The 25,913-nt window shown below is 42.3% G+C and carries 22 protein-coding genes; 11 read left to right on the top strand and 11 right to left on the bottom strand.

Annotation, left to right across the window (positions count from 1 at the left end; all coding sequences use genetic code 11):
• Window positions 1-68: 68 nt before the first annotated feature.
• Window positions 69-329, bottom strand: coding sequence for a DUF5062 family protein (locus H2O73_RS01260; RefSeq protein WP_182105734.1), 261 nt, complete (start codon window positions 327-329; stop codon window positions 69-71).
• A 69-nt stretch (window positions 330-398) separates the two neighbouring features.
• Entirely contained in the window at window positions 399-896 is a 498-nt protein-coding gene (locus tag H2O73_RS01265; RefSeq protein ID WP_246335808.1) for a GNAT family N-acetyltransferase, read from the bottom strand.
• Window positions 897-1,117: 221 nt separating this feature from the next.
• On the opposite strand from H2O73_RS01265, the gene H2O73_RS01270 reads away from it, so the two are divergent.
• Window positions 1,118-1,813: a VC0807 family protein gene (locus H2O73_RS01270; protein ID WP_182105735.1), complete on the top strand. Its 696-nt coding sequence runs from the start codon at window positions 1,118-1,120 to the stop codon at window positions 1,811-1,813.
• 173 nt (window positions 1,814-1,986) lie between these two features.
• On the opposite strand, the gene H2O73_RS01275 is transcribed toward H2O73_RS01270, so the two are convergent.
• The 5 genes from H2O73_RS01275 to ocd all read right to left on the bottom strand — a co-directional run bounded on the left by H2O73_RS01275 (window position 1,987) and on the right by ocd (window position 8,561).
• Window positions 1,987-2,586 (bottom strand): hypothetical protein, encoded by a 600-nt coding sequence (locus H2O73_RS01275; protein ID WP_182105737.1) that lies wholly within the window; start codon window positions 2,584-2,586, stop codon window positions 1,987-1,989.
• Window positions 2,587-2,921: 335 nt separating this feature from the next.
• Complete coding sequence (locus H2O73_RS01280) at window positions 2,922-3,881, bottom strand: hypothetical protein (protein WP_182105739.1); 960 nt, start codon at window positions 3,879-3,881, stop codon at window positions 2,922-2,924.
• 644 nt (window positions 3,882-4,525) lie between these two features.
• Window positions 4,526-6,127 (bottom strand): long-chain fatty acid--CoA ligase, encoded by a 1,602-nt coding sequence (locus H2O73_RS01285; RefSeq protein WP_182105741.1) that lies wholly within the window; start codon window positions 6,125-6,127, stop codon window positions 4,526-4,528.
• A gap of 326 nt (window positions 6,128-6,453) precedes the next feature.
• On the bottom strand, window positions 6,454-7,371 hold the full coding sequence (locus tag H2O73_RS01290) for a DMT family transporter (protein ID WP_182105743.1): 918 nt from the start codon (window positions 7,369-7,371) through the stop codon (window positions 6,454-6,456).
• Window positions 7,372-7,538: 167 nt separating this feature from the next.
• Window positions 7,539-8,561 carry an ornithine cyclodeaminase gene (ocd, locus tag H2O73_RS01295; RefSeq protein ID WP_182105745.1) on the bottom strand — a complete coding sequence of 341 codons (1,023 nt, stop codon included), beginning with the start codon at window positions 8,559-8,561 and terminating at the stop codon, window positions 7,539-7,541.
• Between the two features lie 166 nt (window positions 8,562-8,727).
• Between ocd and H2O73_RS01300 the strand changes: the two genes are divergently transcribed.
• Window positions 8,728-9,165 (top strand): Lrp/AsnC family transcriptional regulator, encoded by a 438-nt coding sequence (locus H2O73_RS01300; RefSeq protein WP_220457433.1) that lies wholly within the window; start codon window positions 8,728-8,730, stop codon window positions 9,163-9,165.
• A gap of 66 nt (window positions 9,166-9,231) precedes the next feature.
• On the opposite strand, the gene H2O73_RS01305 is transcribed toward H2O73_RS01300, so the two are convergent.
• Window positions 9,232-9,705 carry an Lrp/AsnC family transcriptional regulator gene (locus H2O73_RS01305; RefSeq protein WP_182105747.1) on the bottom strand — a complete coding sequence of 158 codons (474 nt, stop codon included), beginning with the start codon at window positions 9,703-9,705 and terminating at the stop codon, window positions 9,232-9,234.
• Between the two features lie 305 nt (window positions 9,706-10,010).
• Here H2O73_RS01305 and H2O73_RS01310 point away from each other — a divergent pair, with 305 nt between their 5' ends.
• Window positions 10,011-11,309: an L-cysteine desulfidase family protein gene (locus H2O73_RS01310; RefSeq protein WP_182105749.1), complete on the top strand. Its 1,299-nt coding sequence runs from the start codon at window positions 10,011-10,013 to the stop codon at window positions 11,307-11,309.
• A gap of 1,106 nt (window positions 11,310-12,415) precedes the next feature.
• Window positions 12,416-13,744, top strand: a complete 1,329-nt coding sequence (locus H2O73_RS01315) for an SLC5/6 family protein (protein ID WP_182105751.1) — start codon at window positions 12,416-12,418, stop codon at window positions 13,742-13,744.
• Window positions 13,745-13,847: 103 nt separating this feature from the next.
• Here H2O73_RS01315 and azu read toward each other — a convergent pair whose 3' ends face one another.
• Window positions 13,848-14,300 (bottom strand): azurin, encoded by a 453-nt coding sequence (gene azu / locus H2O73_RS01320; RefSeq protein WP_182105753.1) that lies wholly within the window; start codon window positions 14,298-14,300, stop codon window positions 13,848-13,850.
• A 644-nt stretch (window positions 14,301-14,944) separates the two neighbouring features.
• Here azu and codB point away from each other — a divergent pair.
• The 7 genes from codB (at window position 14,945) to H2O73_RS01355 (ending at window position 22,066) form a co-directional block, all read left to right on the top strand.
• Complete coding sequence (gene codB, locus H2O73_RS01325) at window positions 14,945-16,183, top strand: cytosine permease (RefSeq protein WP_182105755.1); 1,239 nt, start codon at window positions 14,945-14,947, stop codon at window positions 16,181-16,183.
• A 9-nt stretch (window positions 16,184-16,192) separates the two neighbouring features.
• Window positions 16,193-17,470 (top strand): cytosine deaminase, encoded by a 1,278-nt coding sequence (locus tag H2O73_RS01330; RefSeq protein ID WP_182105757.1) that lies wholly within the window; start codon window positions 16,193-16,195, stop codon window positions 17,468-17,470.
• A 624-nt stretch (window positions 17,471-18,094) separates the two neighbouring features.
• Window positions 18,095-18,550, top strand: coding sequence for a dCMP deaminase family protein (locus tag H2O73_RS01335; RefSeq protein ID WP_182105759.1), 456 nt, complete (start codon window positions 18,095-18,097; stop codon window positions 18,548-18,550).
• A gap of 583 nt (window positions 18,551-19,133) precedes the next feature.
• Complete coding sequence (locus tag H2O73_RS01340; protein WP_182105761.1) at window positions 19,134-20,564, top strand: glyceraldehyde-3-phosphate dehydrogenase; 1,431 nt, start codon at window positions 19,134-19,136, stop codon at window positions 20,562-20,564.
• A gap of 300 nt (window positions 20,565-20,864) precedes the next feature.
• On the top strand, window positions 20,865-21,077 hold the full coding sequence (locus tag H2O73_RS01345; protein ID WP_182105763.1) for a hypothetical protein: 213 nt from the start codon (window positions 20,865-20,867) through the stop codon (window positions 21,075-21,077).
• 115 nt (window positions 21,078-21,192) lie between these two features.
• A complete protein-coding gene (locus tag H2O73_RS01350) occupies window positions 21,193-21,678 on the top strand; it encodes an acyl-CoA thioesterase (protein WP_182105765.1) in 486 nt (161 codons plus the stop codon).
• Window positions 21,679-21,823: 145 nt separating this feature from the next.
• On the top strand, window positions 21,824-22,066 hold the full coding sequence (locus H2O73_RS01355; protein ID WP_438696031.1) for a hypothetical protein: 243 nt from the start codon (window positions 21,824-21,826) through the stop codon (window positions 22,064-22,066).
• Between the two features lie 847 nt (window positions 22,067-22,913).
• On the opposite strand, the gene hutZ is transcribed toward H2O73_RS01355, so the two are convergent.
• Both hutZ and rnb read right to left on the bottom strand, forming a co-directional pair.
• Window positions 22,914-23,435: a heme utilization protein HutZ gene (gene hutZ, locus H2O73_RS01360; protein WP_182105769.1), complete on the bottom strand. Its 522-nt coding sequence runs from the start codon at window positions 23,433-23,435 to the stop codon at window positions 22,914-22,916.
• A 166-nt stretch (window positions 23,436-23,601) separates the two neighbouring features.
• Window positions 23,602-25,614, bottom strand: coding sequence for an exoribonuclease II (rnb, locus tag H2O73_RS01365; protein WP_182105771.1), 2,013 nt, complete (start codon window positions 25,612-25,614; stop codon window positions 23,602-23,604).
• Between the last annotated feature and the right edge of the window lie 299 nt (window positions 25,615-25,913).

Consider the following 25,913-nt stretch of genomic DNA (forward strand, 5'->3'; position numbering starts at 1 on the left):
AAAAAACAAACGCTCAGATCAAACAAGGCGAACCATTCGATTCGCCTTGCATCAATTAACCAAAATTTCTACTTCAACGGCTCGTCATCCGGCAGTGCACTATGAATCCAACGTGCTAGTCTGTGTTTGATATTCGCACCATCAAGCTTACTTTCAGGAAGTGGCGTGATCTGTTTGGCATCAACCAAAAATAGATAAATCGCTTTTACTCTTAGCGGTTGTGGTGATTGCGGAAGTTCAAAACCTTGCATTTTTGCCATCTTCCCGCCAATCTCAAGTGCCTTTTTAACCAGTTTATCTTCGTTATGAAGCTTGGTGCTTTTTGACATTAATAGAATCCTCTTCTTCACTTGCACTTAGAATACCTTAACTGTCACAAGCCGCGTGTTAGTAAGCTCTCATATTGATAAGTTTGGGCTATATTCCATCACCCAGCGCGCTTGGTGAGGTCCAAAGTAATCTGCTTCTTCAGCAATTTTACTAAAGCCAAGTGATTGATATAGACGCAACGCTGCGGGATTTTCAGGGTCAACAGTTAAGCGCACGCGAGCGTAACTCTGTTGCTCCAGTAATTGAGTCAGTAGCTTACGCCCAATGCCTTGACCTTGCAGCTCAGGTGACACTGCCACAGATAGAATCCAACCGATATCTGGCGTTTCACTTTGCACGAGGATCAAAAACGCCTGCATCTTTTGCTCTTGAAACGCAGCAAAGCATCCTTTTGGCCAGCAATCGTAAGACTGGCGAAAAAAGAAATCCGGCAGAGCATGAGCGCCAAAGCACTGCTGTTCTAGCTGCGCCATCATGGCAAATTCATCTTGTTCTATTGCGCGATAAGTAACTGTCATATTGTAGTTAATCAGTATATTAGAGGTCATTCCATGGGTATTTGGCATGTTAACATCACATACGCTAAAATTAGAGGTGTATTGTTAGTTTGTAACGACTGGCGCAGCAATACCGTCTCCACATATGTCAAGTTAACCGCCCAACCAATGTTCAATTTCATAAATCGTTACATAACTCGAAGCTTTGACGCTTTACATCTAGTGCGAGACAAAGAACACTTCTCCACGAAATTGATAAATATCCGACACATTAGAGTCATTAGTAAATTATGAATAATACGACCGTGAAAAAGTCTAACCCTCTATTTGAGATCCTTTTTAACGTCTTCATCCCTTCTTTCATCTTGATGAAGTTTAGTGGCGAAGAGCACCTAGGTACGGCAATGGCATTGGTTGTTGCACTGGCTTTCCCGATTGCTTATGGCGGTATGGACCTGATCCGCAATAAGAAATTTAACTTCATCGCTGCACTTGGCTTTGTCAGTGTATTACTTACCGGCGGGATCGGTTTATTGGAATTGGATACGCGTTGGCTAGCACTTAAAGAGGCGTTAATCCCGGGTTTGATTGGTTTAGCGGTACTTGGATCTACCTTTACGCGCTTTCCATTTATGCAAAAGATGATCTTAAATGACACAATTTTGAATTTGTCACTTATCAAAGAACGCCTAACTGAGAATAACAAGTATGAAGAATTCGAACGTTGCCTAATGTCGTCAAACTATCTGTTTGCCAGCACGTTTGCGTTCTCTTCAGCGATGAACTACTTCCTCGCAACGTGGATTGTCACCAGCCCTGCAGGCACGGCGGCGTTTAATGAGGAGCTGGGTAAACTCACCCTATACAGCTACCCAATCATTGCGATTCCAAGCATGTTGATGATGTTTGGTATCTTCTACTACGTTTGGCGTCAGATCCGCGCGATGACCTCACTTGAGACTGAGCAGATATTCCATACTAAATAAACGATGACGTATTTGAGGCTTTCCTTTACGCCTTAAGCCCCTTTTTAAATGGCACTTCTTTTGCGAGAAGTGCCATTTTTCTTATCATGCTAAACTTTCGCTTTTATCTTGAGCAGGCAACGAGGTCAGATCTTGTCTTTTGCCTACAATTAGTTCAATAGCGTTAGAAATGACTAATTATGATGCCAGAAAAACATGATCGTTGAACATATGGTTGCCGTAACACCTGACACTAGTATTAAATCCAAGATGAAACCGATGAGAAGAGAGAGCTTACCTAACGCCTCAACGCCTTTTAAAATCAGCTCAACAACAGCCCAGCAAAGCCACAAACCAAATAGTCCACCAATAACATGAGCCCACATATTCCAGCCATAGTCATTGAAAATATACATGCAATATAAGGTTGTCGCTGCGGCTTGGTAAAAAGCAAAGACTAACGGTGAAAAGCCCCCATAGGCTGAAACTAAGGCCTGTGTTTCCTCTCTACTTTTTGTTTCCCACACGCTTGATAGATGTACGTCTTGGTGGGAGTAAGAGCCGTTTCTATAGTGCCTTACCTCAGTTGCATCGTAGCCAGCATGGTTTTGCGTAGCCGATTTTAGGCAAATAAAATAAATAAATACAAATGCACCCAGCCATAGTGCATTATCAAACTCTTCAGGAACGACATTATATATTTGTCGCCCACCATAGAAAATCACCCCGATGATTGCAAACTGAATCAGATAGATTAGCCCTTGATAAGATTCTCGACTGTTAGTTCTTGACATTGTGCTCTCTTGTGATTTTTATTTTCAATAAGATTGAATGTTATAGATATAACTCACATATCATGATGATCTTGTATCAATCTGCAGCTCAGGCTAAGAGCACGAATATTTCCTTTCCATAAACATCAAATCAAACCTATTTATCATTACAAAATATGAATAACGGTGAATATAAAATCACTCTGTTTTTGAGTTTCCCCCAATTACCGTTCTATACCTTGATTGTGGGTTATGGTTTATATTTAATAGTTCAGAAAAATAAAATTCACGCTCTCGCGCTGCTGAGTAGGCTCTATATTAGAGACTACAGATTGGCTACAACTGGTTCACTGCTACTACTGAATCAACAGTGGTAAAGGAGGATTCAATGTCCCAATAATAGAAACTTCAACTTCGTATGAATATTTATCATTAACTGGCAGTGCCGATACAAATGCATAGCCAATCAATTCTTTGCTGGACTTATTGCCAATAATGAACCTGTCAGTGCTATCTTTAAGAACATCCATGTCATTTTCTGAGTAACCGTTCTCACCTAGGTACTCTACAATCGCGTCACTAATATTTTCACTTAAAGATTCATCCTCATCGATTCTATATACATCAGATTTTTCAATACTTCTGTCTGTAAATGACTCTGGGAACCCTTCAAGAAAATTCTTGTGGTTAGTAGAGTTATAAACACAAGCTGACAGGGAAAACTCTTCAGCATGAGCCTGTTTTGCTTTCTGGACAGCGGCGCTCATTACTTTAAAATACTTCGCTTTCGCTGCTTCTTTTTTGTTAAACCAAGTTGTAAAAGCTCCAACAGCTTGCTGGTATGTAAGGTTGCTTTTTGAGCGCACTTCTAATGTATTTTCTATTGCAGCTAGGTAGCGTTCATAATCCTCATCATTGAAATAGTCAAACCGGGAACGGTCTGCTTGCAGATCACGTTTTAGTTCATTGCTGTCTGTTAGCATGGCTGGTGTAGACATGTATGGCGTAGAAAAATAATCGTCTAATGATTCAGGATATGCCGGGTACGTCGGAAGCTTATCGGCAGTAACATTTTTGGCATCAGCGATGATAGAACGAATAATAGTTCCCGCACTGTAACGTTCTTTCATTGAAGAAAGTGCTTTTTCACCTGAACTAATATCACCTTGTTCAATTCCACAAAGAGAAATAATACCCGATTCATCAATAGAGAATTTAGAGTGAAGCTGCTTTAATTCGCTTTCTGTTGGCGCTCCAAAGCAGCCAGATAATACGACAGGAAGCGATAGATAAATCAGTTTTTTTAAATTATTCACTTAGATTCCTCTTTTGTTTTTAACGGTGTATTAATAGAAATATTATTATTCTTTTAAATACTACTGAATCATTCGCCTGATTAATATACCAGTGACATTTAAACCTTGTTGTTTGTTTGTTTTTTAAACAAACACCTATTACTAAAACGTCTAAAGAAAATTAAAACACATCTTAATGAAAACTATGATTTCGATATTAGAACCGCTACAGGGATTTAGTCACCCTGTAACTCAACGATTTACTAGTAATATAGAGATCTGTCTTTTTGAGTACAAATATCGAAATACTGGCATGACACGGTCATCAGCAAAAGCTAACAAATTTCATATATGACGAGGATATATCTAGAAATTCGATGCGAAAATATTGTTTTTTAACCACCTGAACACTATGACTCATGGGGCGTCAGACCACCAATATATTAGTGCTACCCAAGTTGAACGTAATATTCAATTGTGTATCGGGGATTCGCTTATTAGAACTGTACTAAGCGAGTTAATATTCGGACGCTATTGCTGAGACAACAGCTGGTCACCACCCATTGAGTTCGAAATAAGCGCTAACGAAAAAGCGAACCAAACGGCTCGCTTTTTTGCTTTTTGCTTTTAGCTAAAGGGCTAAAGGGCTAAAGGGCTAAAGGGCTCTACAGATACAGTCTGCGCAGCTCTTTCTTGTCCACTTTTCCGACACTGGTTTTCGCAATAGCATCGACAAATTTCACTTTCAATAGCAGAGCCTCTCTGGCGAGGATACCTTTACTGATGAATTCTTTCGCAAAGCCAAGAAGCTCTTTCTCAGTCACTTGCGCTTCATCTTTAATCGTGACAAGTGCGAGAGGAACTTCTCCCCACTTTTTATGCGACATACCGATAACGGCCACTTCAGAAACCGCTCGATGCTGGTGAATAATATCTTCCAGCTCCAAGGAGCTAACCCACTCACCCGAGATTTTAATCATATCTTTCACGCGGTCAGTGATTTTGATGAAGCCTTCGCTATCAATGGTAGCAACATCTCCCGTGTGTAAATAACCACCACGCCATAGCGCTTTGGAGTTCTTGTTGTCTTTATAGTAAGTTGGCGTTAACCACGGCGCTCGAACCACTATTTCACCGCTTACCTCACCGTTATGGTCGAGCTTTTGCATCTCTTCATCAACAATGAGAGCTTCAACCATGGCGACTTTTTTACCCGTCTTAGAACGGTACTCTGCTTGCTGATCAAGATCTAACTTCAAGTGCTCTGGGGTCAATTGCACAATAGAGAGAATCGGACCTGTTTCGCTCATTCCATAACCGGCAAACACATCAATATTGCGTTCCAACGCAGACTTACACAGTGCTTTTGGCAAAGCTGCACCACCAATAACGACTTTCCATTGAGACAAATCGACAGAGTCAGCTTTCGGTGAGCTCAATAGCAAATGCAATATAGTCGGTACACAATGCGAGAAGGTGACCTGTTCGCGCTCTATCAAGCAAAGCAATGCATCAGGGATATACTTACCAGGGTAAACCTGCTTAACGCCAAGCATAGTCGCCATATATGGCAACCCCCACGCATGTACGTGGAACATCGGCGTGATAGGCATGTATATGTCACCTTGATGAAGCCTTCCTTGCACCGCATTCGTTCCGAGAGTACTTAATATACCCAAAGTATGCAGAACCAATTGACGGTGAGTGAAGAAAACACCTTTAGGCATGCCCGTTGTACCCGTCGTATAAAATGTGGTCGCAACGGTATTTTCATCAAAATCAGGGAAGTCAAACTGGGCACTTTCCTGCTCTAGGAGTTGCTCGTATTCACACTCCCCTTCATCACGTAATACAACGTAGTGAGTGACCGTATCTATTCGACCTTTGATCTGATCCAAAATCGGCAGAAATTCCTCATGGATCAGAAGTATGTCATCTTCAGCATGGTCAATAGTGTAGAGAATCTGTTCAGGAGAGAGACGGACGTTGATCATATGCAGCTTCGCACCAATCATCGGGATAGCAAAGTAGCACTCCAAATAGCGGTGTGAATCGTAATCCATAACAGCAACTGTATCGCCTTTTTTTACGCCCATTTTGGTCAGCGCATTGGCAAATTGTTTCACTCTGTCATGGAAAGTCTGGTAGCTATGGCGACGATGGTTGGCGTATACAATCTCTTGCTCAGGGTCAAAAGCAACCGGGGAAAAAAGCAGGTTTTTTATCAGTAATTGATAGTTGGATGGATCATTTACGTATTGGTTCATGTCAGTTCTTCGTTATCTTTTGTATTTGTTGATTTTGTTCGTTATCAAGATCGCTCTGCGTTTCACAAACTCATTGTTACTTTATGCTCAAAGTTACTTTATGCTCAAAGACCTTGGCGTTTCAGGCCAATAGTCAGTAAGACTAGTATAGAGTGATGTATTATCCTGCGCACAGCAATTAGGTTAAATCCCAATTGTTAAGCCGGTAGACATTTTTAATCTCAATCACAACAGGCTCTGCTCAACGCTTAATTCATGCTCAAAAGCCCATTATCTATCGCTTTTTGATAAAACCAGAGTGGTCTTTCATTTCCCACTTTAAAGCTTTAACTGAAAATGACTCGTCGCCATAACCGTCCATCAATCGCTGACAAACCAAGAGCGATAAGCAGCATACCGAATAGGTGAATAACTTGTAGTGATTCATTAAGAACAACAACCCCTAATAAAACCGCTGATACAGGGACCAAAAGTGTCACTAATAACACGTTGGTAGCACCAGCCACTTCAAGTATTTTAAAATAAAGGATATAAGCCAACGCGGTAGAAAACACCGCTAACCCAACCATTGCCATCCATGTATTGATACTCGCATTTTCAAGTTCTGCGGTGCCATCTACACTGAGAGCAATCGGCAATAAGACCAGTGTCGAAGCGGTAACTTGTCCGGCAGCCGTGATCATTGGGCTAACACTCAACACCTTAAAACGACGACCGTACACACTTGCGAATGCGTAGCAAACTGTTGCCGCCACAATGGCAAGCTGAGCCAATAGCTTGCTATCTCCGCCTAAAGCTGGCACGCCAATCATCACCACAACACCAATAAAACCGAGTGTGACGCCAAACAGTTTCAATGGTGTGGGCTTTTCATCTGGTAATAAAAGACCGGCGACGACAACGCCAAAAATGGGGGTAGCGGCATTTAAAATAGAGGCTAACCCTGAAGCAATTTGAGTTTGCCCCCACACAATAAACAAGAATGGAAAAACATTATTTAGCAGCCCCATCCCTAGAAAAGCGGACCATAGTTTCAGACTTTTAGGCGGACGATGCCCCATAGCTAGTGCGACAAGCCAAAGGACGACTGCCGCCATCCCAACCCTTAACGTGACAATCGTCAGCGGTGGAAGGTCGTTTACTGCAACACCAACGAAGAAGAAAGAACCTCCCCATAACATCGAAAGGAATATGAGCATTCCCCATACTCTTAAACTCATAGCGTCACTGATCGATGTTGTCATGGTAGATTCCTGTCTATAGAGCATGGGAGTTTTCATACTAACCTGCCCTTTACCATGGTACTAGTGGTCATTTTTTGCGCGAGTCGCCGACGCAAAAAGACGAACCTATTGGTTCGCCTTTGTATTCATCATTTGCCATTAGCAACGATTTATTCGCTTGCTCACAATCAGCCTATTGTCTTCATTAAACCAAACAAGTCTTTTGGGTTTGCCATTTGCGGCACTAGCTCAATGGTCTCACCCATTTTCAGTTCAGTCGCTAAATCATAGACGTAACGAAGCACCGCTAAATCTTCCAAAGCAAAACCCACTGAGTCAAATATGGTAATTTGATCTTGGCTATCACGCCCTTGCGCCTTACCAGCGATGACCTCCCACAAAGCATTCACTTTATGTTCTGCTGGTAGTTGCTGAATATCACCTTCAACGCGAGTTTGAGGCTCATGTTCGACGAAGATTTTACCAGCACGAAGCACGTCAATATGCAGTTCGGTTTTACCAGGGCAATCACCACCAACGCCGTTAATGTGCATACCCGGCTCTACCATATCTGGGGTTAAAATTGTCGCGTATGCTTTGTCTGCCGTTACCGTGGTAACAATGTCAGCACCTTTCACACACTCTTTGGCGGAAGACGCCGCTATCACGGTCAGCTCTGGGTATGCTAAGAGGTGATTAGCTAATTTGTCCATTGCTGCCGAGTCAATATCGAAAATGCGTAGCTCTTTAATGCCAAGAATTTTATGAAAAGCAACCGCTTGAAATTCACTTTGAGCACCACAACCAATCAAACCCATTGATGAAGGGTTAGAGTTCGCCAATGCTTTGGCTGCCATGACTGAGGTTACCGCGGTGCGAAGAGCCGTTGAAATGGTCATTTCACACACAAGACGTGGGTAGCCCGTTGCCACATCCGCAAGCGCACCAAATGCCATAACGGTTGAAAGCCCATGAGTGGGGTTCGATGGGTGTCCATTCACAAATTTAAAACCATAGTTAATATGATCTGCAATTGGCATCAACTCAATCACACCCACGTCACTATGAGCCGCGGTACGAGCAGATTTATCAAACTCAGGCCAGCGAGAAAAGTCTTGCTCCATATAGCCCAACAAGCCCTGCATAAATGACTCACAGCCCTGTGTTTTTACCAGTGTAGATAGAGCGTTTACATCCAAAAATAACGTCATCTTAAACCTTCAATACATTCATTATTTGTTTTCTTTCGTTTGAGATTCTAATACTCAATCAAGCCAACAAAAAGACAGATAAATGTACAAATGTTTAATGTTAACTAGCATAATGATAGAAATTATTAGCATTATGCTAAGTAGCATTGGTTAATTAAGGTATGTGATGAAAAATAGTATGGATGACATCGACAGACAGCTGCTTGCTCTATTGAGAAAAAATGCACGCATGTCCGTGGTGGAGCTAGCCACTAAATTAAAAGTCTCTCGTGCAACAGTACAAAACCGGATCAGTAAACTGGAAAAAAATGACATTATTTTAGGTTACACCGTTAAGCTCAAACATGAAGCAGAAGTGGAATCTAATGCGGTTAAAATCGTCATGAGTATATCAGTAGAAGCGAAAGATGAAGCTGAGGTGCTAAAAGCACTGCAATCGTTTCATGAGGTGATATCGGTATACCACACTAATGGGCATTGGGATCTTATTGCAGAAGTAAGGGCAGAGAATTTGTCGCTATTAGGCGGGTTACTTGTCAGGATTCGCGCGATTAAGGGCATCATCCAAACTGAAACAAACCTGCTGCTTGACCAGATTTTTTGATCAGCAACAAGCAAATACTGGTGCAGAGCCATTGAACAAGCGCTGCACCAAATGTTTTCAGTAGAGCTATTTAAGAGGCAGTACGGTGCTAAATTTGAGTGACTCCATCGCAAAGGTGGATGTCACATTGGTTAATCCTTCAACTTGATTAACCAATCGTTTGTAGAAACTATCAAACGCATTCATGTCTTCAACTTGAACTCGCATCATATAGTCATATTCACCAGCCATACGATAAAAATCCATAACTTCTGGCATATCAAACACGGCGAGAACAAATTTCTCGTACCAGGCATGAGAGTGATCACAGGTTTTAACCTGTACAAATGCGGTAAAGTTAACCCCGATTTTAGCGGCATCTAATAGCGCAACCCGCTTGGTAATCACACCCTCTTCTTCCAAACGCTTTAATCGTTTCCAACAAGGTGTGGTAGTCAGGTTGACGGTTTTAGCCAGCTCGTTTAAAGGCAAGGTAGCATCTTGTTGTAATGCAGCTAACAACAAGCGGTCTACTTTGTCTAATTTTACTCTCTCTCCCACAGGATCCTCACACAACTCAATAAGCGCACTGCTTAGGAAAATTTGCTATATATATGCATAATATCGGAAATATTTTTGTGACAGAGATCACCTTAAAACTTCCTTCTATATCATATGCATTGGTAGTAGTAGTTATTTAATTATCCTCATTTTACCAAATCATTAATAGCAAAATTTTCTCTTTACCTGCCAAATTGTAGAATAATAGGAAAAAAATTTCTTCCCATCTTGTTTTACAATAGAAAAATAATCGAGGTCCTGTAGACCCATAGAAATAACTATTATTTTTTGAAGCGAGCTTATCCATGAAACAACACCTATGGTCTTTATTTATTGATGTAATCAATCGTGAAGTAGTACCAGCCCTTGGTTGTACTGAACCTGTATCTGTTGCACTAGCAACTGCGATTGCTATCGACAAGCTAGGCGTAAAACAAGACGCAAGTTCAGTAAACATCGAAGCTAGCGTTTCACCAAACCTAATGAAGAATGGCATGGGCGTAGGCATTCCTGGTACAGGTATGATTGGTCTACCTATGGCTGCGACTATTGGTGCTGTTGCCGGTGATCACACGGCTAACCTTGAAGTACTAAAGCACGTCACTGCAGAAGATGTAGCTGTCGCGAAACAGATGCTAGACAACAAACAAGTGACCGTGGGCGTTGCTGATGTTTCAAACATTTTATATGCGAAAGTAACCGTATTTTATCAGCAACGTAGCGTTGCAGTGACTATCGCTGATAGCCACACCAATGTTGTTGCAATCGAAGAAGATGGCATTACTGTTTTCCAAGCTGAGACTCAAGTAAAAGCCGATACAAACAACAGCAGTAATCCTTTTGAAGAAGCCACGGCACAAGACGTGTATGACTTCGCGATGAACGCTGACCTTGAAGACATTCGCTTCATTGAGCAAGCAAAGGTGTTAAACACTGCACTTTCTGAAGAAGGTCTAACTGGCAACTACGGTTTAAAAATTGGCGCAACTTTCCGTAAAAATGAAGAACGTGGCTTGCTATCTGGCGGTCTACTAACTGAAGTGTTGGTGCGTACTTCTGCAGCATCAGATGCTCGCATGGATGGTGCAATGAAACCGGCAATGAGCAACTCAGGTTCAGGTAACCAAGGTATTGCTGCGACTATGCCTGTTGTTGCGGCGGCTGAATTTCTAAAAGCTGACGAAGAACAAACTATTCGTGCGCTGATGCTTTCTCACCTAATGGCGATTTACATCAAGAGCTACCAGAACAAACTGTCTGCTCTATGTGGCGCAACAACGGCTTCTATGGGTTCGGCAGCGGGTATCACTTACTTACTTGGTGGCAATTTCGAACAAATCAGCGCATCAATCTGTAGCATGATCGGTGACATCGCGGGCATTATCTGTGATGGCGCAAAAACCTCATGTGCGATGAAAGTTTCATCGTCTGCTGGTACAGCAGTTAAATCTGCACTGATGGCAATTGATGGTATTCGAGTGACGGGTAATGAAGGTATCGTCGCAAATGACGTTGACCAATCTATTATAAACCTATCAGCTCTGGCTAACGGCTCTATGACGCAGACTGACATCCAGATCCTAGACATCATGGTAAACAAGTAATTTTGTTCTCATGCGTGAATACTATCGTGTTTTAGTCACTAAATACTTTAGTGAATCACTGACGTAGTCGTAGCGTATAAAGCCAAAATTTTGCAAGCCAAGCTTTTGAGGGACCTCTCGCCCACACTAGCTTGGCTTTTGTTTACTATCAAACTGTCGATTTTTCTCCCTCACTCATCATTATTTCCAATTCAGCGTTTTACACCCTCATTCCTTGCGGCTATCAGTAATATCACTCAGCAGCTCTATTCTCTCAATTAGAAATACACCTATGACATACACATTAAAGTTCTAGTCGGTCTCTGCGTGCCGCCAAGCAATTAGCTCACCTACCACGAAAGAGTATTGCTGTACTCATTTTAGTTATAACAAACTTCTATTCTCTAAACGGCTATTTTGCCCCTTATTTAGCCCCTATAAAGAGTACGTGTAGGCTGAATCCAACCACCTCCATCAGCGCCAATTATTCACTCTAACCGTGACTGTCGAATTTAGTTGCGATCACTGAGCAAGGTGCTCAATCAAGTTGACTGGTTGAACGAAAAATACAATTCGACACCGCTTAAAAATTGGCTGATTTTCGTATCATCACGCCTCTATATTTGTATCATCTCGCCTCTATAAATGACCAATACCAACAGGCAATGTAAAGGTTCCACGAGTCAGCTAGGATCTGTTTTGCTAATAATTTGACCAGTCAGTAATGTGCTTTATGAGAACAAATATTATTACGTAAAAACTAGCCCGTTTTTGCTCAATGCTTGCTGTTTTAATTAATAAAAGTGTGAACAATCTCTCGTGTCAGTGAAAAGAAACCTTACAAAAAAAAGAGGTATAAGGTGAACTCCGTCAAGCTTTTGGGGGGAGTAAAGTCGTTAAAAAATGATCTAAATCAGCGCAGGAAAATAACCCTGTTAATAATGCGTATTTGTAGTATATTTTCCTACATTAGGGCTTTTTGACGACATTATTAGTAAACTATTTCTATAAATCCTCGCGTATGCTCCAAGCAAATCAAGGCAAACAGCAAAATCGTTTGTAGATAATAATAATCAAACCTCTTACTTTTTAACGGCAATAGCCCTTATAAAAATGGAATAATAATTATGAGTGAAACAATTCAAGGCACCTCTACTTGCGCCAAAGATACGCGACCTGTGCATGAACGCGCGAACATGAGCAAAAGCGAGTGGAAGCAAGCTATTAAATTTGACAGTGTAGATATTGGTTGGATCGTGATGAGCATCGGTATGGCGATTGGTGCTGGTATCGTATTCTTGCCAGTACAAGTTGGCGTAATGGGTCTTTGGGTATTCCTCCTTTCTTCGATCATCGGCTACCCGGCGATGTTCCTTTTCCAAAAACTCTTTATTAATACTCTAGCTGAATCAAAAAAATGTACTGACTACCCTGGTGTTATCGAAGGCTATTTAGGCAAAAACTGGGGTATTGCGCTGGGCGTACTTTACTTCTTAATGTTGGTCATTTGGGTACTGGTTTACTCACTAGCAGTAACGAATGACAGTTCTTCATACTTACACTCTTTTGGTGTTACTGAAGGGCACCTTAACGAGAACGTATTCTACGGTCTAGGTCTTATCTGTATACTTGCATTCATTGGTTCTAAAGGTGAAAAGCTACTATTCAAACTGTCTGGTTTCATGGCGGTAACGGTACTTTCTCTTGTTGCGGTAATGGCTGTACTTCTGATCGCTCGTTGGGACATGGCTAACATCCCTGCTATTGGTGATTTCGGTCCAATGCTGAAAAACGCGATCATCACTCTACCATTTACACTAACGTCTATCCTGTTTATCCAGTCGTTAAGCCCAATGGTTATTTCTTACCGTTCTCATGAGCGCTCTGTTGAAGTAGCACGCTACAAAGCAGAACGTGCAATGAAAATCGCTTTCGCTATTCTGTTCGTAATCGTGTTCTTCTTTGCTGTATCGTTCACGTTCGCAATCAGCCAAGAGCAAGCGGCAGAAGCAATGAACAAAAACATCTCTGCACTGGCTATCATCGCACATTACTTCCCAGGTAGCTGGGCAACAGTTGCGGGTATTGTTATCAACATCTTTGCGGTTGTAACTTCATTCTTCGGTGTTTTCCTAGCGTTCCAAGAAGCATGTCGCGGTTTGGCAATGAACATTCTTCTTCGCTCTCGTCAAGAATCAGAAATCAATAAAAACCTAGTAAACAAACTGGTTACTGTATTTATCATCCTACTTGCGTGGTCAGCGATTGCTCTAAATGCTCCTATCTTGTCATTTACTTCAATCTGTAGCCCAATCTTTGGTATGGTTGGTTGTTTGATCCCTGCTTACTTAGTGTACAAAGTCCCTCACCTACATAAATACAAAGGTGCAGCGACAAACTTAATCATCGTAACGGGTATCCTACTTTGTATTTCACCACTACTAGCATTCATGTAATTGAATTCAACAGTGTGAAATGAACAGGTAAGTCACTAATATAAAAACGCCACTCCCTTCTAAGAGAGTGGCGTTTTCGTTTTAATAGCTCATCAACCAGCTATTACTTAAATTCAAATTTTCCTTTCATAATTGCCCAATGCCCTGGGAAAGAACAAAAGAATGAATAATCGCCACCCGCTTTAAGCTCAGCAGTACTAAACGTCAGTGTTGTTTCTTCACCACCACCAACCACTTCAGAGAATGCATAAACACGGTCATCGCCAGGCTTAATGTAGCTATTGTCGATACCTGCCGTCATCCCGTCAGTACCGACATTCTTAACATTTGCGGTATCGGTAATAACAATATTGTGTCCCATTGACGCTGCAGGAAGGTTCCCTGTATGTTTCAGCGTAATCGACACTTCCTCACAGCTCGCTGGCACGCTAATAAGATCCGTTGAGTATTTCATCATATCATTTGCTTCAAGTGACACTTCACAGCTAGCACTTGCTTGAGCTGAAAAAGCCGCCGCAAGCAGTGTTGTGATCGAAAGCAAGTAACGAAGTTTCATTATTTATCTCCTTCTCTGAAAGCCTTTTTTAATTATAACGAGTTGAAAGACACTTACTAACGCGCATCTCTCAATTAACATCAGTGCAGCATAACATTTACTCAATCAAGTGCGCTTGCTCGTCGTTCTCAACTTTCCGTCTTCGCTCGCTGCGCTGCTTATAAGTAACCTCTCTTGGTTACACAATCATCAATCCAAAACTAAAGTCTCTACAAATGCGCCATAGAAGCCAAGTTAGCTCATATAAATAAGGCTTTTATCTAAAAATCACTGAATAATCCATATATATACAAATTAAACCTAAGCAATAATGATAAAACTTCAAATCTGGAATTAATTGCCCTACCTCCCCCACCAAAACCAACAACAAACCCCAAAAAAACGCACCAGCACGAGACAATAAACACTTTTAGCCCAAAGCAATCAAAAACATCAATACACAACCAAAAGCAAACGGTAAAACGGACAGTAAAAATAAAAACCAGAAATACAACACGCAGGCAGACAAAGAAATATAATTACTAAATACAACAAGTTAAATTAAATGACAAATTTATCATTGACTTTAACTTATCAATCACCATAATACGCGCCGTTTGACTAGAATTTAGCACTAAATTTAATTATTAAGCGTGGAGGTTAAAATGGCAGGTGATAACAACTATAGCCTTGGTCCTGTTCCTGATAAGGCAAGAAAGGGAGTCGCATCGCTGACAATGGTGATGTTGGGACTGACTTTCTTTTCCGCAAGTATGTGGACTGGCGGTACTCTCGGCACTGGTCTCTCCTATAATGATTTCTTCCTCGCTGTTCTCATTGGTAACTTAATCCTCGGTATTTACACTTCTTTCCTCGGTTACATCGGCGCTTCTACTGGTCTCTCTACACATCTCCTTGCTCGTTTCTCTTTTGGTTCTAAAGGCTCTTGGCTTCCCTCCGCTCTTCTCGGCGGCACTCAAGTTGGTTGGTTTGGTGTTGGCGTGGCTATGTTTGCCATCCCAGTACACAAAGCCACAGGAATTGACACCAACATTCTAATTATTGCCTCTGGTTTACTCATGACCGCCACCGTCTACTTCGGTATATCAGCCCTAATGATCCTTTCCGCCATTGCCGTCCCTGCAATTGCCTTATTAGGCGGTTATTCAGTGATAGAAGCCGTTAACAGTATTGGCGGTATCGAAGAACTACAAAAAATCGAGCCCGCACAACCTATCGACTTTTCAGTTGCGCTCGCTATGGTGGTCGGGTCATTTATCAGTGCTGGTACCTTAACGGCGGATTTTGTTCGATTTGGCAAAAAGCCTAAGGGTGCGGTACTGGTTACTATGGTGGCATTCTTCATCGGCAACTCGCTAATGTTCATTTTTGGCGCAGCAGGTGCTTCCGTAACGGGTCAATCTGATATTTCTGAAGTGATGATTGCTCAAGGTTTGCTTATTCCTGCCATTATTGTGCTTGGTTTGAATATCTGGACTACCAATGACAATGCACTGTATGCGTCTGGGCTTGGTTTCTCTAACATTACGGGCTTACCAAGCAAATACATTTCCATGGCGAATGGTGTGGTGGGCACGCTGTGTGCACTATGGCTATACAATAACTTTGTCGGCTGGCTAACCTTCTTGTCGATTGCGATTCCACCAATTGGCGGCGTGATCATTGCGGACTTCTTGGCAAACCGTAAACGTTATACAAACTTTGAAACAACGCAGTTCCAAACTGTCAACTGGGCTGGCATTATTGCGGTAGCCATTGGCGTCGGCGCTGGACACTTTATTCCCGGCATCGTTCCTGTCAATGCAGTGCTCGGCGGCGCAATCAGTTACTTAGTTCTCAATCCTATTCTTAATAAAAAAGCGCTGGTTGAACAGCCAGCGTAAGGAAACATCATGACAACACTATTGATCAAAAACACCACTGTGCAAGGACAGGAAGGTCTTAAACAAATTTTGATTAAGGATGGTCAATTCGCACAGATTGAAAATAATGATGTAGAGCTAAACTTCATCGGTGACGTGCTTGATGCTGAAGGTGGAATGGCAGTCGCTCCGTTTTGCGAACCTCACATCCATCTTGATACAACGCAAACAGCAGGCGAACCAAGCTGGAACATCTCTGGCACTCTATTTGAAGGCATCGAGCGTTGGGCTGAACGTAAGCAAACACTCTCTATCGAAGATGTTAAAGCACGTGCGAAACAAACATTAAAATGGCAAATTGCCAACGGCGTTCAACATGTACGTACTCATGTCGATGTGTCAGACCCTACTCTTATCGCGCTTAAAGCGATGGTAGAAGTGCGTGAAGAGATGAAGCAATGGGTAGATATCCAAATAGTGGCGTTCCCACAAGAAGGTATTCTCTCTTACCCAAATGGCAAAGAATTACTAGAAGAAGCCGTCCAACTTGGCGCGGATGTTATTGGTGCCATTCCTCATTTTGAGTTTACTCGTGAATACGGCGTTGAGTCACTGCACTATGTATTTGAATTGGCGAGAAAATATGACTGCTTAATCGATGTACATTGTGACGAAATTGATGATGAGCAGTCGCGTTTTGTTGAAACTTTAGCGGCACTCGCACACAAATTTGATATGGGACACAAGGTAACGGCAAGCCATACAACCGCAATGGGCTCATATAACGGTGCATATGCCTCACGCTTATTCCGCTTGCTGCGTATGTCAGGTATTAACTTTGTTGCGAACCCACTTGTGAATATTCACCTGCAAGGTCGTTTTGATGACTACCCAAAACGTCGTGGTGTGACGCGAGTAAAAGAGATGCTAGCGGCAAACATCAACGTCTGTTTTGGTCATGATGATGTGTTTGACCCTTGGTATCCATTAGGCACAGCAAATATGCTGCAAGTGCTGCATATGGGTCTGCATGTGTGCCAAGTGATGGGCTACGAGCAAATCAATAACTCACTCGAACTCATCAGCACCAACTCAGCCCGCACGTTGAATATTCAAGATAAACACGGCATTGAACAAGGTAAGCCGGGTTCTCTTTTGATTCTTCCTGCCGAGAATGGTTTTGATGCAGTACGCCGCCAGGTTCCAGTACGCTACTCAATTCGCCACGGTAAGATCATCGCAGAGACACAGCCCGCAACGACTCAAATTCATCTAGAGAGTTCTGAAGCCGTCAATTACAAACGCTAAAACAAGAAAACCCCGCTAGGCAAGCCTAACGGGGTCTATTCTTACTCGCAGCGATCCAGCTACTAAAAGTGCTCCCTGCATCAAATCCTTGATAGTATGCTGCTTCCTACAGCGCTTCCTTAACATCGCCATCCTAGCGGTGTCCTTTGCTTTCCATGCTAGTCGTCTATCCTAGACAACTATATCTTCTTCCTGAAGATGACCAATCCTTGGGTCTTTCCTGTTCCGTGTCTGCATCCTGCCGACACCTATAAATTAACCAATTTCTCTCTTCGCGACAATAATCCTTAAGCCATTTTTTTGTCAGAGTGAAATTGCAATTTCAAGTTATCTCATTAAATTCAATGCTTTAAAATTATATTTGCGGTTTATTCTACGAGAAATCATGCTAGAGTCTCACGCTCTTGTAAGAGATATCTCACAAGGTATTGCGACAAATTGCTCATATGATCTGCTCGGCACGAGTTACGAATTGGAGATACTTTGTATGCAACACGCTTAAACTGGGTACTAACCCTATAAGAAGTGGGATAATATTACCTATTGGCAAGTAGTTATTTATTCGCTTTAATGGATTAAATCCTGCTTTATATTTCTAATTACTATTCTTGTTGAGGAAACGCAATGATCTCAAAATGGGCACAACGCTTTTACCAGATGGCAGAACTTGTTGGCTCTTGGAGTAAAGATCCATCAACACAAGTCGGGGCTGTTATTACCAAACAAAACCGTATTGTATCGGTAGGCTTCAATGGTTACCCACACGGAATCTCCGACAGTGCCATAACTGATGACCGAGAGATGAAGTATCTTAAAACATTGCATGCTGAAGAAAATGCGATTCTTTTTGCCAAGCGTGATTTGGATGCCTGTGAAATTTGGGTCACCCATTTTCCATGCCCAAACTGTGCAGCTAAGATAATTCAAACGGGTATTTCTGCTGTTCACTGCCCAGAGCAAACTGAGGATTTCCTCTCGCGCTGGGGTGAGAAAATTGAAATCAGCCAAGAGATGTTTTTACAAGCTGGCGTTAAAGTTAATTGGCTTCCGTTGGAAGACCTTGGAAAATCGGCTCGCTGATCTCTCGCAAAGCGCGCTGCTTTTTACTCTAAAAGCGGCGCACAATCATCGTTTACTTTTCTTACAAGCGTCAACATATCGGAATTTCTACACTTCATTGCCTTAATAAAGCTCAATCGAGTATTACGCGCAAACCTCTAACCGCCAAACAAAACGTTAACCAAGTCACATTTATACATTCAGAACATCACGGTAAACCACGCCTTACTAAGTAACATCCCACACTACACTTCAATATTCATCTAGCTGCCACTTATTATTACCATTTCTGTTGAATGACCACGATTGATCACAAATCTCCTCTGACGGTTGCATCATTTGATCACCACATAAATACATGAGTATTTTTCGGGCAAAAATAAGCGCCTTAGTTTTTGATTGTCAATTATCAATCATGCGCATTTTTTCAGCGAATAACCGCCCAATATCGGTAAGAATACCGCTATTCGTCGATCATTATTTTTCCTAGCAGATTAAGGTTGGCACTATTACAATCCCGCCACATAAAAATTACAACATATTCACTGCCTCATATTGATGGGGTGGAAGCTCAACTCAAAAACGTGAAAAGGTCCTAAGCTCAATGAGTCCTGAAAAACATCTTCTCGACTGGCAAACGAACCAGACGGTTGCCGAAACTATCTCCCCGTTACTCGGTCAACTTTATCGCCAAAAAGGGGTTGAAGTATTACTTTTCGGTAAAACCTTAGTTAACGCAGCAACAATCGACATTATTAAGTCTCACCGATTATCTAGACATTACAGCGGTACCGCTCTAACCCCTTCTCAAACTCTTCCTCTAATCCAAGCCTTAGTTGATATGCCTTTATCACCTTGTAAGGTTGATATTGGTCAGTTGGCTGACAAATTCTGGCAGAGTCATAACGATACACATGCATTAAAAGACTTCCTTCATTCGGCACTTGTTACCGCAATGAACGGAGAAAGCGTGGGTACACCAAAAGACGTCGTTTTATACGGTTTTGGTCGTATCGGTCGCTTGCTTACTCGTCTACTTGTTGAAAAAAGTGGCCCTGGTTACCCTCTTCGTCTGCGAGCAATCGTCGTTCGTGGCGGAAAAAATGGGGATCTACAAAAACGCGCCAGTCTATTACGCCGTGATTCAGTACACGGTCAGTTCAACGGCAGCATTATTGTTGATGAAGAACGCAAAGCAATTATTGCGAACGGTAATTACATTCAAATTATCTACGCAAACCAACCTGAAGATGTCGACTACACACAATATGGCATCAATGATGCGTTAATCGTTGATAACACGGGTGTGTGGCGCGATACAGAAGGTTTGAGTAAGCATCTATCTTCAAAAGGTGCTAAAAAAGTTCTTCTAACTGCCCCAGGTAAAGGTGACATTAAAAACGTGGTATTCGGCGTGAATGAAAATGTCATTCAGCCAGAAGACTTAATCATTTCGGCAGCAAGCTGTACCACTAATGCCATCACTCCAGTGCTAAAAGCGCTCAATGATCGCTATGGTATCGAGTCTGGTCATATTGAAACTGTCCACTCATTTACCAACGACCAAAACCTGATTGATAACTTCCACACGGGTGAACGCCGTGGTCGTAGTGCATCACTCAATATGGTGTTGACCTCAACGGGTGCTGCAAAAGCGGTGTCAAAGGCACTGCCTGAACTAACTGGCAAGCTAACTGGTAACGCTATTCGCGTGCCAACACCAAACGTATCGATGGCGGTAGCCAATCTAAATCTTGCTAATGCAGTAGAACGCGATGAATTGAACGTTTATCTACGTGACATGGCATTGAAGTCTGAATTGGCAGGGCAAATTGATTACACCGATTCGACCGAAGTCGTTTCAACAGATTTAGTGGGCTCTCGCTTTGCTGGTGTGGTTGATGGCGCTGCAACCATTGCACAAGACAAACGCTGTGTACTTTACATTTGGTATGACAATGAATTTGGCTACAGCTGCCAAGTTGTTCACTGCATGGAACAAATGATGGGTGTTCGTTACAAGACGCTCGCATAGAGATTAAAGCTCCACAACATAATCATTATAAGTAACACTGTTTTTTGCCGCTTCTTATCGAAGCGGCTTTTTTATCTGCGTGCTCTATCCGTTTTAGGGTAACCCCTTGTTATTGGTGTCCGTTCGCATTTGATAATTTACTTGGTAGACTGACCAAGAAATAAGTTGTGAAGAAATTGATTAACATGTTCATGTTCGATTCATCTCGCTCAGCGTATTCTATAAATCACTCATTGGTACAGCGTGAACAACTTTCACCCCACACTTTGAAACGACTGAATAATTAATGAGGTAATAAACATGGTTCGTATACTGAACACTTTGCTTGCTGTTATCACTGGTTTTTTTGTATTAATTGGTGGGCTGCTTATTGCTATCCCTCTCGCTATTGTCGGAGCCATCACGGGTCGACGACTAGTCAAAGCGGTGGAAAAAGCTCAATATAATCAAACAAACCAACAAGGTAGCAACCACCGCGTTATTGACGGTGAATATGAAGAAGTCGCCAAATAAGGTCTGAGTTATCGGTTTAGGAAATCAACGATTTTTCCGGCGATTAACCGATGGATCCGCGTAGTATAAACTTGCTATATTGGTTTGCGATTAATTGGCGTCAGGGAGTAAGACGATGAGCAAGCAGCAAAGAGAAGTTACTTTACGCTTCTTAGCCGAACCAAGCGATGTTAACTTTGGTGGTAAAGTCCATGGTGGCGCAGCGATGAAATGGATCGATTTAGCCGCCTATGCATGCGCTGCGGGTTGGAGTGGAAAATACTGTATCACTGCTTATGCAGGCGGTATTCGTTTTGTTTCGCCCATTCATGTTGGCAACTTGGTTGAAGTGAGCGCTAAGGTCATTTATACCGGAAGCAGTTCAATGCACATCGCAATCGATGTTCAAGCAAGTGACCCAAAAGAACTAACCAATCGATTGACCACACATTGTATCGTTATCATGGTTGCTGTTGACGAAGAGGGGAAAACGACCAGTGTTCCAGAATGGATCCCCCAGACAGAAGAAGATATAGAGTTGCGAGAGTCCGCTATTCGGTTAATGAACATGCGAAAGCAAATTGGCGAAGAGATGGAAGCCCACGTAAAGTACCTCAAGTAGACGTTAAGTACCGTGCCTGTGCTTTACTAGCAAAAGTGATGATAACCATTTGTTAGTGCGTGGATAATTCACGCATCTGTCATTTTTCTTTAATCAATCTTTGATTAAATCCGAGTTTGTATTCTTTAACAGGCACGCAAACTTGGTGACCAAAGCAACGACCTTAGATGAAAGTACCCTCAACAACCCAAAAGCGGTTGAATACCAATGGGTTCGTACTATGTATGTAGAGGGCTATGACCCAACTCAAATCAACTACTATATACAAGTTTGCTTTGGTGGAGACGCCATCTTCGCAGACTTGTTTCGCCGCGTTGCCCTATCCCAAGAAAGCGTCTACGTATTACTTCAACATGTAGGTTGCGCCCCCTCAAATCGTGAGTTTTAAACACCTAACGAACAATACGTAGAATCACAAATACCGCCATCGCAAAACTGCAACGACTATAACTAATTATCTGAATTTTAGTACTGTATCGCATTGAATGTGGACACGACTATTTTGAGCGGCGAGAGATCTTTAATATCGGGGACTGCAAAAGAAAAAGCCTGAGCAGAAGCCCAGGCAGGTTACAAAAACTGTTAGTAGGGATAGTAAGGAATCTAAGCTAACAGCCAGCTATGCGTAACGCCAATTTTGCACGTAACTTAACTGATCGGCGGCCAAACCAAGAGTGTTAAGTAACGATACAATGGGGCGACTTAATATCGCCCTTATTGTTGTGATACTTCCCGCTTAATACTAATTGAATGTCCTCCGACCAATCAGCACTACGCAAGAAACGCGACAATTCTTTCGCTCAGTACTTTCAGCTTTAACTGATGCTTAAAACTAGTTAAAAATACTGATGAATATACCGATAAAACACTGGGTGTAGTTTGTATCAATATGTGCCAGAAAGCAACCAATTGCGACAGGAATCGCACTTTTGATCTCATCAACTGGGCATATGCAAGACTATTTCCGACTCAAACGACAGATAGTTATACAAGTTGTCATTTAGCATAACAATATGAGTTGCTTACCCATTAATTAGCAAACTCTAATGTTACTCAATATCGCCCGTTCCTATTGGGCTTTATCACAAGGTCTCTCAGTAATGTTAGTTCTTTAATTTGAGTTTATCGCCAGCCCTTCGAGCTAAAGTTCCATAGTGTGCTCTACAGCAGTTTTAGCATCATAATCATGTAAGCCCTCGCCTCCTTTGTAACAATAAAATTGCAATAAAAGCTCGCTACTTCATTTTGCGATGCCCTTGTAGCAAAGGCGTCGTATCAACCATATTTTCCGCAGACACTGGATATGCCTGTCCAAACCCTTTAACAAACAGACCTTTTTGAGGCAAAAAATGGAATAAAATAAAGTCTTGCAGTTGAATTAGCCCAGACACAATATCTCCGTGTCGCTCTTCCATTTGAGATATCACTTGCTGCCACAATCTTGAGTCGCGCTCCACCTTATGGGCAGTCGCATCAAAAGTTAGACGAACTCGTGCGTAAAGCTGTGAACTCGCTGCTTCATCTTCAACCATCATTAGAGATACGTTAGGGGTAGTGAGTAAATTTTGAGTATGACGAGCCAATTCAGAAATCAAGACAAAGTAACCATGCTGATTTTGTACAAAAGGGGCATAACTCACATTCGGTTGACCTTGTTGATCAACCGTTGCTAGTTGCAACGTATACCGCTGCTGCCTAAATGCTTTAAGATCACTCTCTAGCTTGCTCTTTAACCGCTGTTGTTGCTCTTTATTCATCTGCCTCTCCTTGTCCTAAATAACAGTGTAATACTGAAACAGTAGAAATGGTTATGGGTCAACCAATGTCGCATCAGCTAATTACTCAAAATGCGATAGTTAAAAAAAATCCCCTGAGTCACTGAGTGACGCAAGGGATATTTAAAACCGGCTAGCCTAAGTAAACTTACTCTGCTGGTGTCTCTACCGCTGGTTGCTCGGCTTCTATAACAGGTTCGGCAAACACTCTAGTCGGCTTCGCGACCAGATTGCGGTTTTCTTGGTTAACGTCTGTCAAAATCAATTCAAGAGTGTCACCTAAACGGAACTCAACTTGCTTATCAATAGACACTGTACCGTTGTCACCATTGCATTCGATGCGCTCTTTATTACTCATAATAAGTGAGCTTGGGATAAACGCAGCCGCGCCATTCTCTAATAGACGAACACGCATACCTGCACGGTTAATATCGAAAATTTCAGCATTAAACTTAGTCGCCTTAGCTGGTTCTTCCGCCAATGTGCGCGCGTACAACCAATCCGACACATTGCGCTCTGCCATGTTGTGGTGCTTACGGTGCAACGCCAGCTCTTCACCAACGGTTTCGTCAGCCATTTGCACTGGCTCTTTACCAAGAATATGAGCTTTAAGCATACGGTGGTTAATCATATCGCCGTATTTACGAATTGGAGACGTCCACGTTGCGTAAATGTCTAAACCCATCGCAAAGTGCGGAAGTGGCTGGTTACCCATCTCACTGTAGGTTTGCATCTTACGAATACGATTATCTAGGTAGCTGCTATCTTGCTCACCTAACCAACGGCGAAGTGCGGCAAAACCTTCGATAGTGACAATAGACTCCGCAGTAAATGGCAAGTCACCTTGCGGGTTTACCATTTCAACAACTTCTGCAATTTTTTCCGGTTTAATGCCCGCATGGTGGTTAAAGACACCTGAGCCAAATGCTGCGCACAACGTTTTACCGGCACAGATATTAGCGGTAATCATTGACTCTTCTACTAGTCGATTCGCACTGCGGCGCATATCTGCGTGAATGGCGATAACGTCATTATCTTCACTCAACTCAAAACGGTAATCTGGGCGATCTGGGAATACCACGGCATTCTTTTCGCGCCAATTCGCACGAGCTAAAGAGAATTCGTAGAGGTCACGAACAATTTGTGCAATCTCTTCGCTTGGCTGCCAAACAGGTGACTCACCGTTCTCTAACCAATCAGAAAGATGGTCGTACGCAAGACGAGCATGGGATTTAATATTTGCTGCAAAGAAGTTAATGTCATCACCGATAACACCGTCTTTATCTACTGTTACTGTACAGCACAGTGCTGGGCGCACTTCATCTTGCATTAGTGAACACAATTCATCAGCAAGATCACGCGGTAACATTGGAATGTTGCGCCCTGGAAGATAGATGGTAAAACCGCGTTCACGCGCTACTTTATCCATTTCACTGTCAGGGGTGATGTAAGCGGTAGGATCAGCAATAGCAATGGTAAGTTCAAAATCACCGTTTTCAAGCTTCTTCGCGTACAACGCATCATCCATATCTTTGGTCGATTCGCCGTCAATAGTGACAAACGGGATGTGGGTCATGTCGATACGTTCTAGATCTGCATCGTCTTTGATTTCCCAGTTATCGATACCTTCAGGTTCGCTGTTTGGCAAATCGTTCTGAGCTAGAGTCACCCACCATGGTGCAATTTTATCATCCGCATCGGTGATTTTTTTAGAAATCTCAACGAAAAATCCATTGTCACCTTTTAGCGGGTGCTGAATAAGATGGGCAACAACCCAGTCACCTTCAGCAAATTCATTCGGGTTAAGACCCTTCTTAACTTTAGCTTTCAGCGATTGTTTTTTCAGTTGTGGATGATCGGGTGTTACGTTCAATTTACCTTTGAACATTTTCACACGACCAATAAAGCGAGTTAAATTCTGCTCCACTAGCTCTTCTGGCTCTGCCACTTCACGTTCATTCTCAGTACGAATGATCGCTTTTACTTTATCGCCATGCAGACATTTCTTCATGTACGGTGGCGGAATAAAGAAGCTGGTTTTGCTGTCCACTTCTAAGAAACCAAAGCCTTTTTCTGTTGCTTTGATCGTGCCTTCCTTTTTAGGTAGGGTTTCTTGGATTTGCTGCTTGAGCTGAGCCAATAGTGGGTTATCTTGGAACATCTTAACTCTATATCGCTTGAAAAATTGCGCGCATTATAACATCGGCACTATACCCAATCTATAGAAAGCGCTACTTCGTTCACGAAACTCGCGCTTAGAATTGAGCAAAATGACAACGAATTCTCATAAGTGTGACGATAAAAGAACCATTTCGACCTCTCGGAAGAAATTTTTGTGATGAAATTCAATTTTTTCTAGCTTTTTTTGTGCTTTTAGGGAATAATCCGCCTCCCTTATGTCCCTAGCGGCTTGATGCGATTTAACACTTTTCCGCATCTGAACGGAATCAACTCAATCTG

It is taken from the genome of Vibrio marinisediminis, assembly GCF_014050145.1.
Taxonomy (GTDB): domain Bacteria; phylum Pseudomonadota; class Gammaproteobacteria; order Enterobacterales; family Vibrionaceae; genus Vibrio; species Vibrio marinisediminis.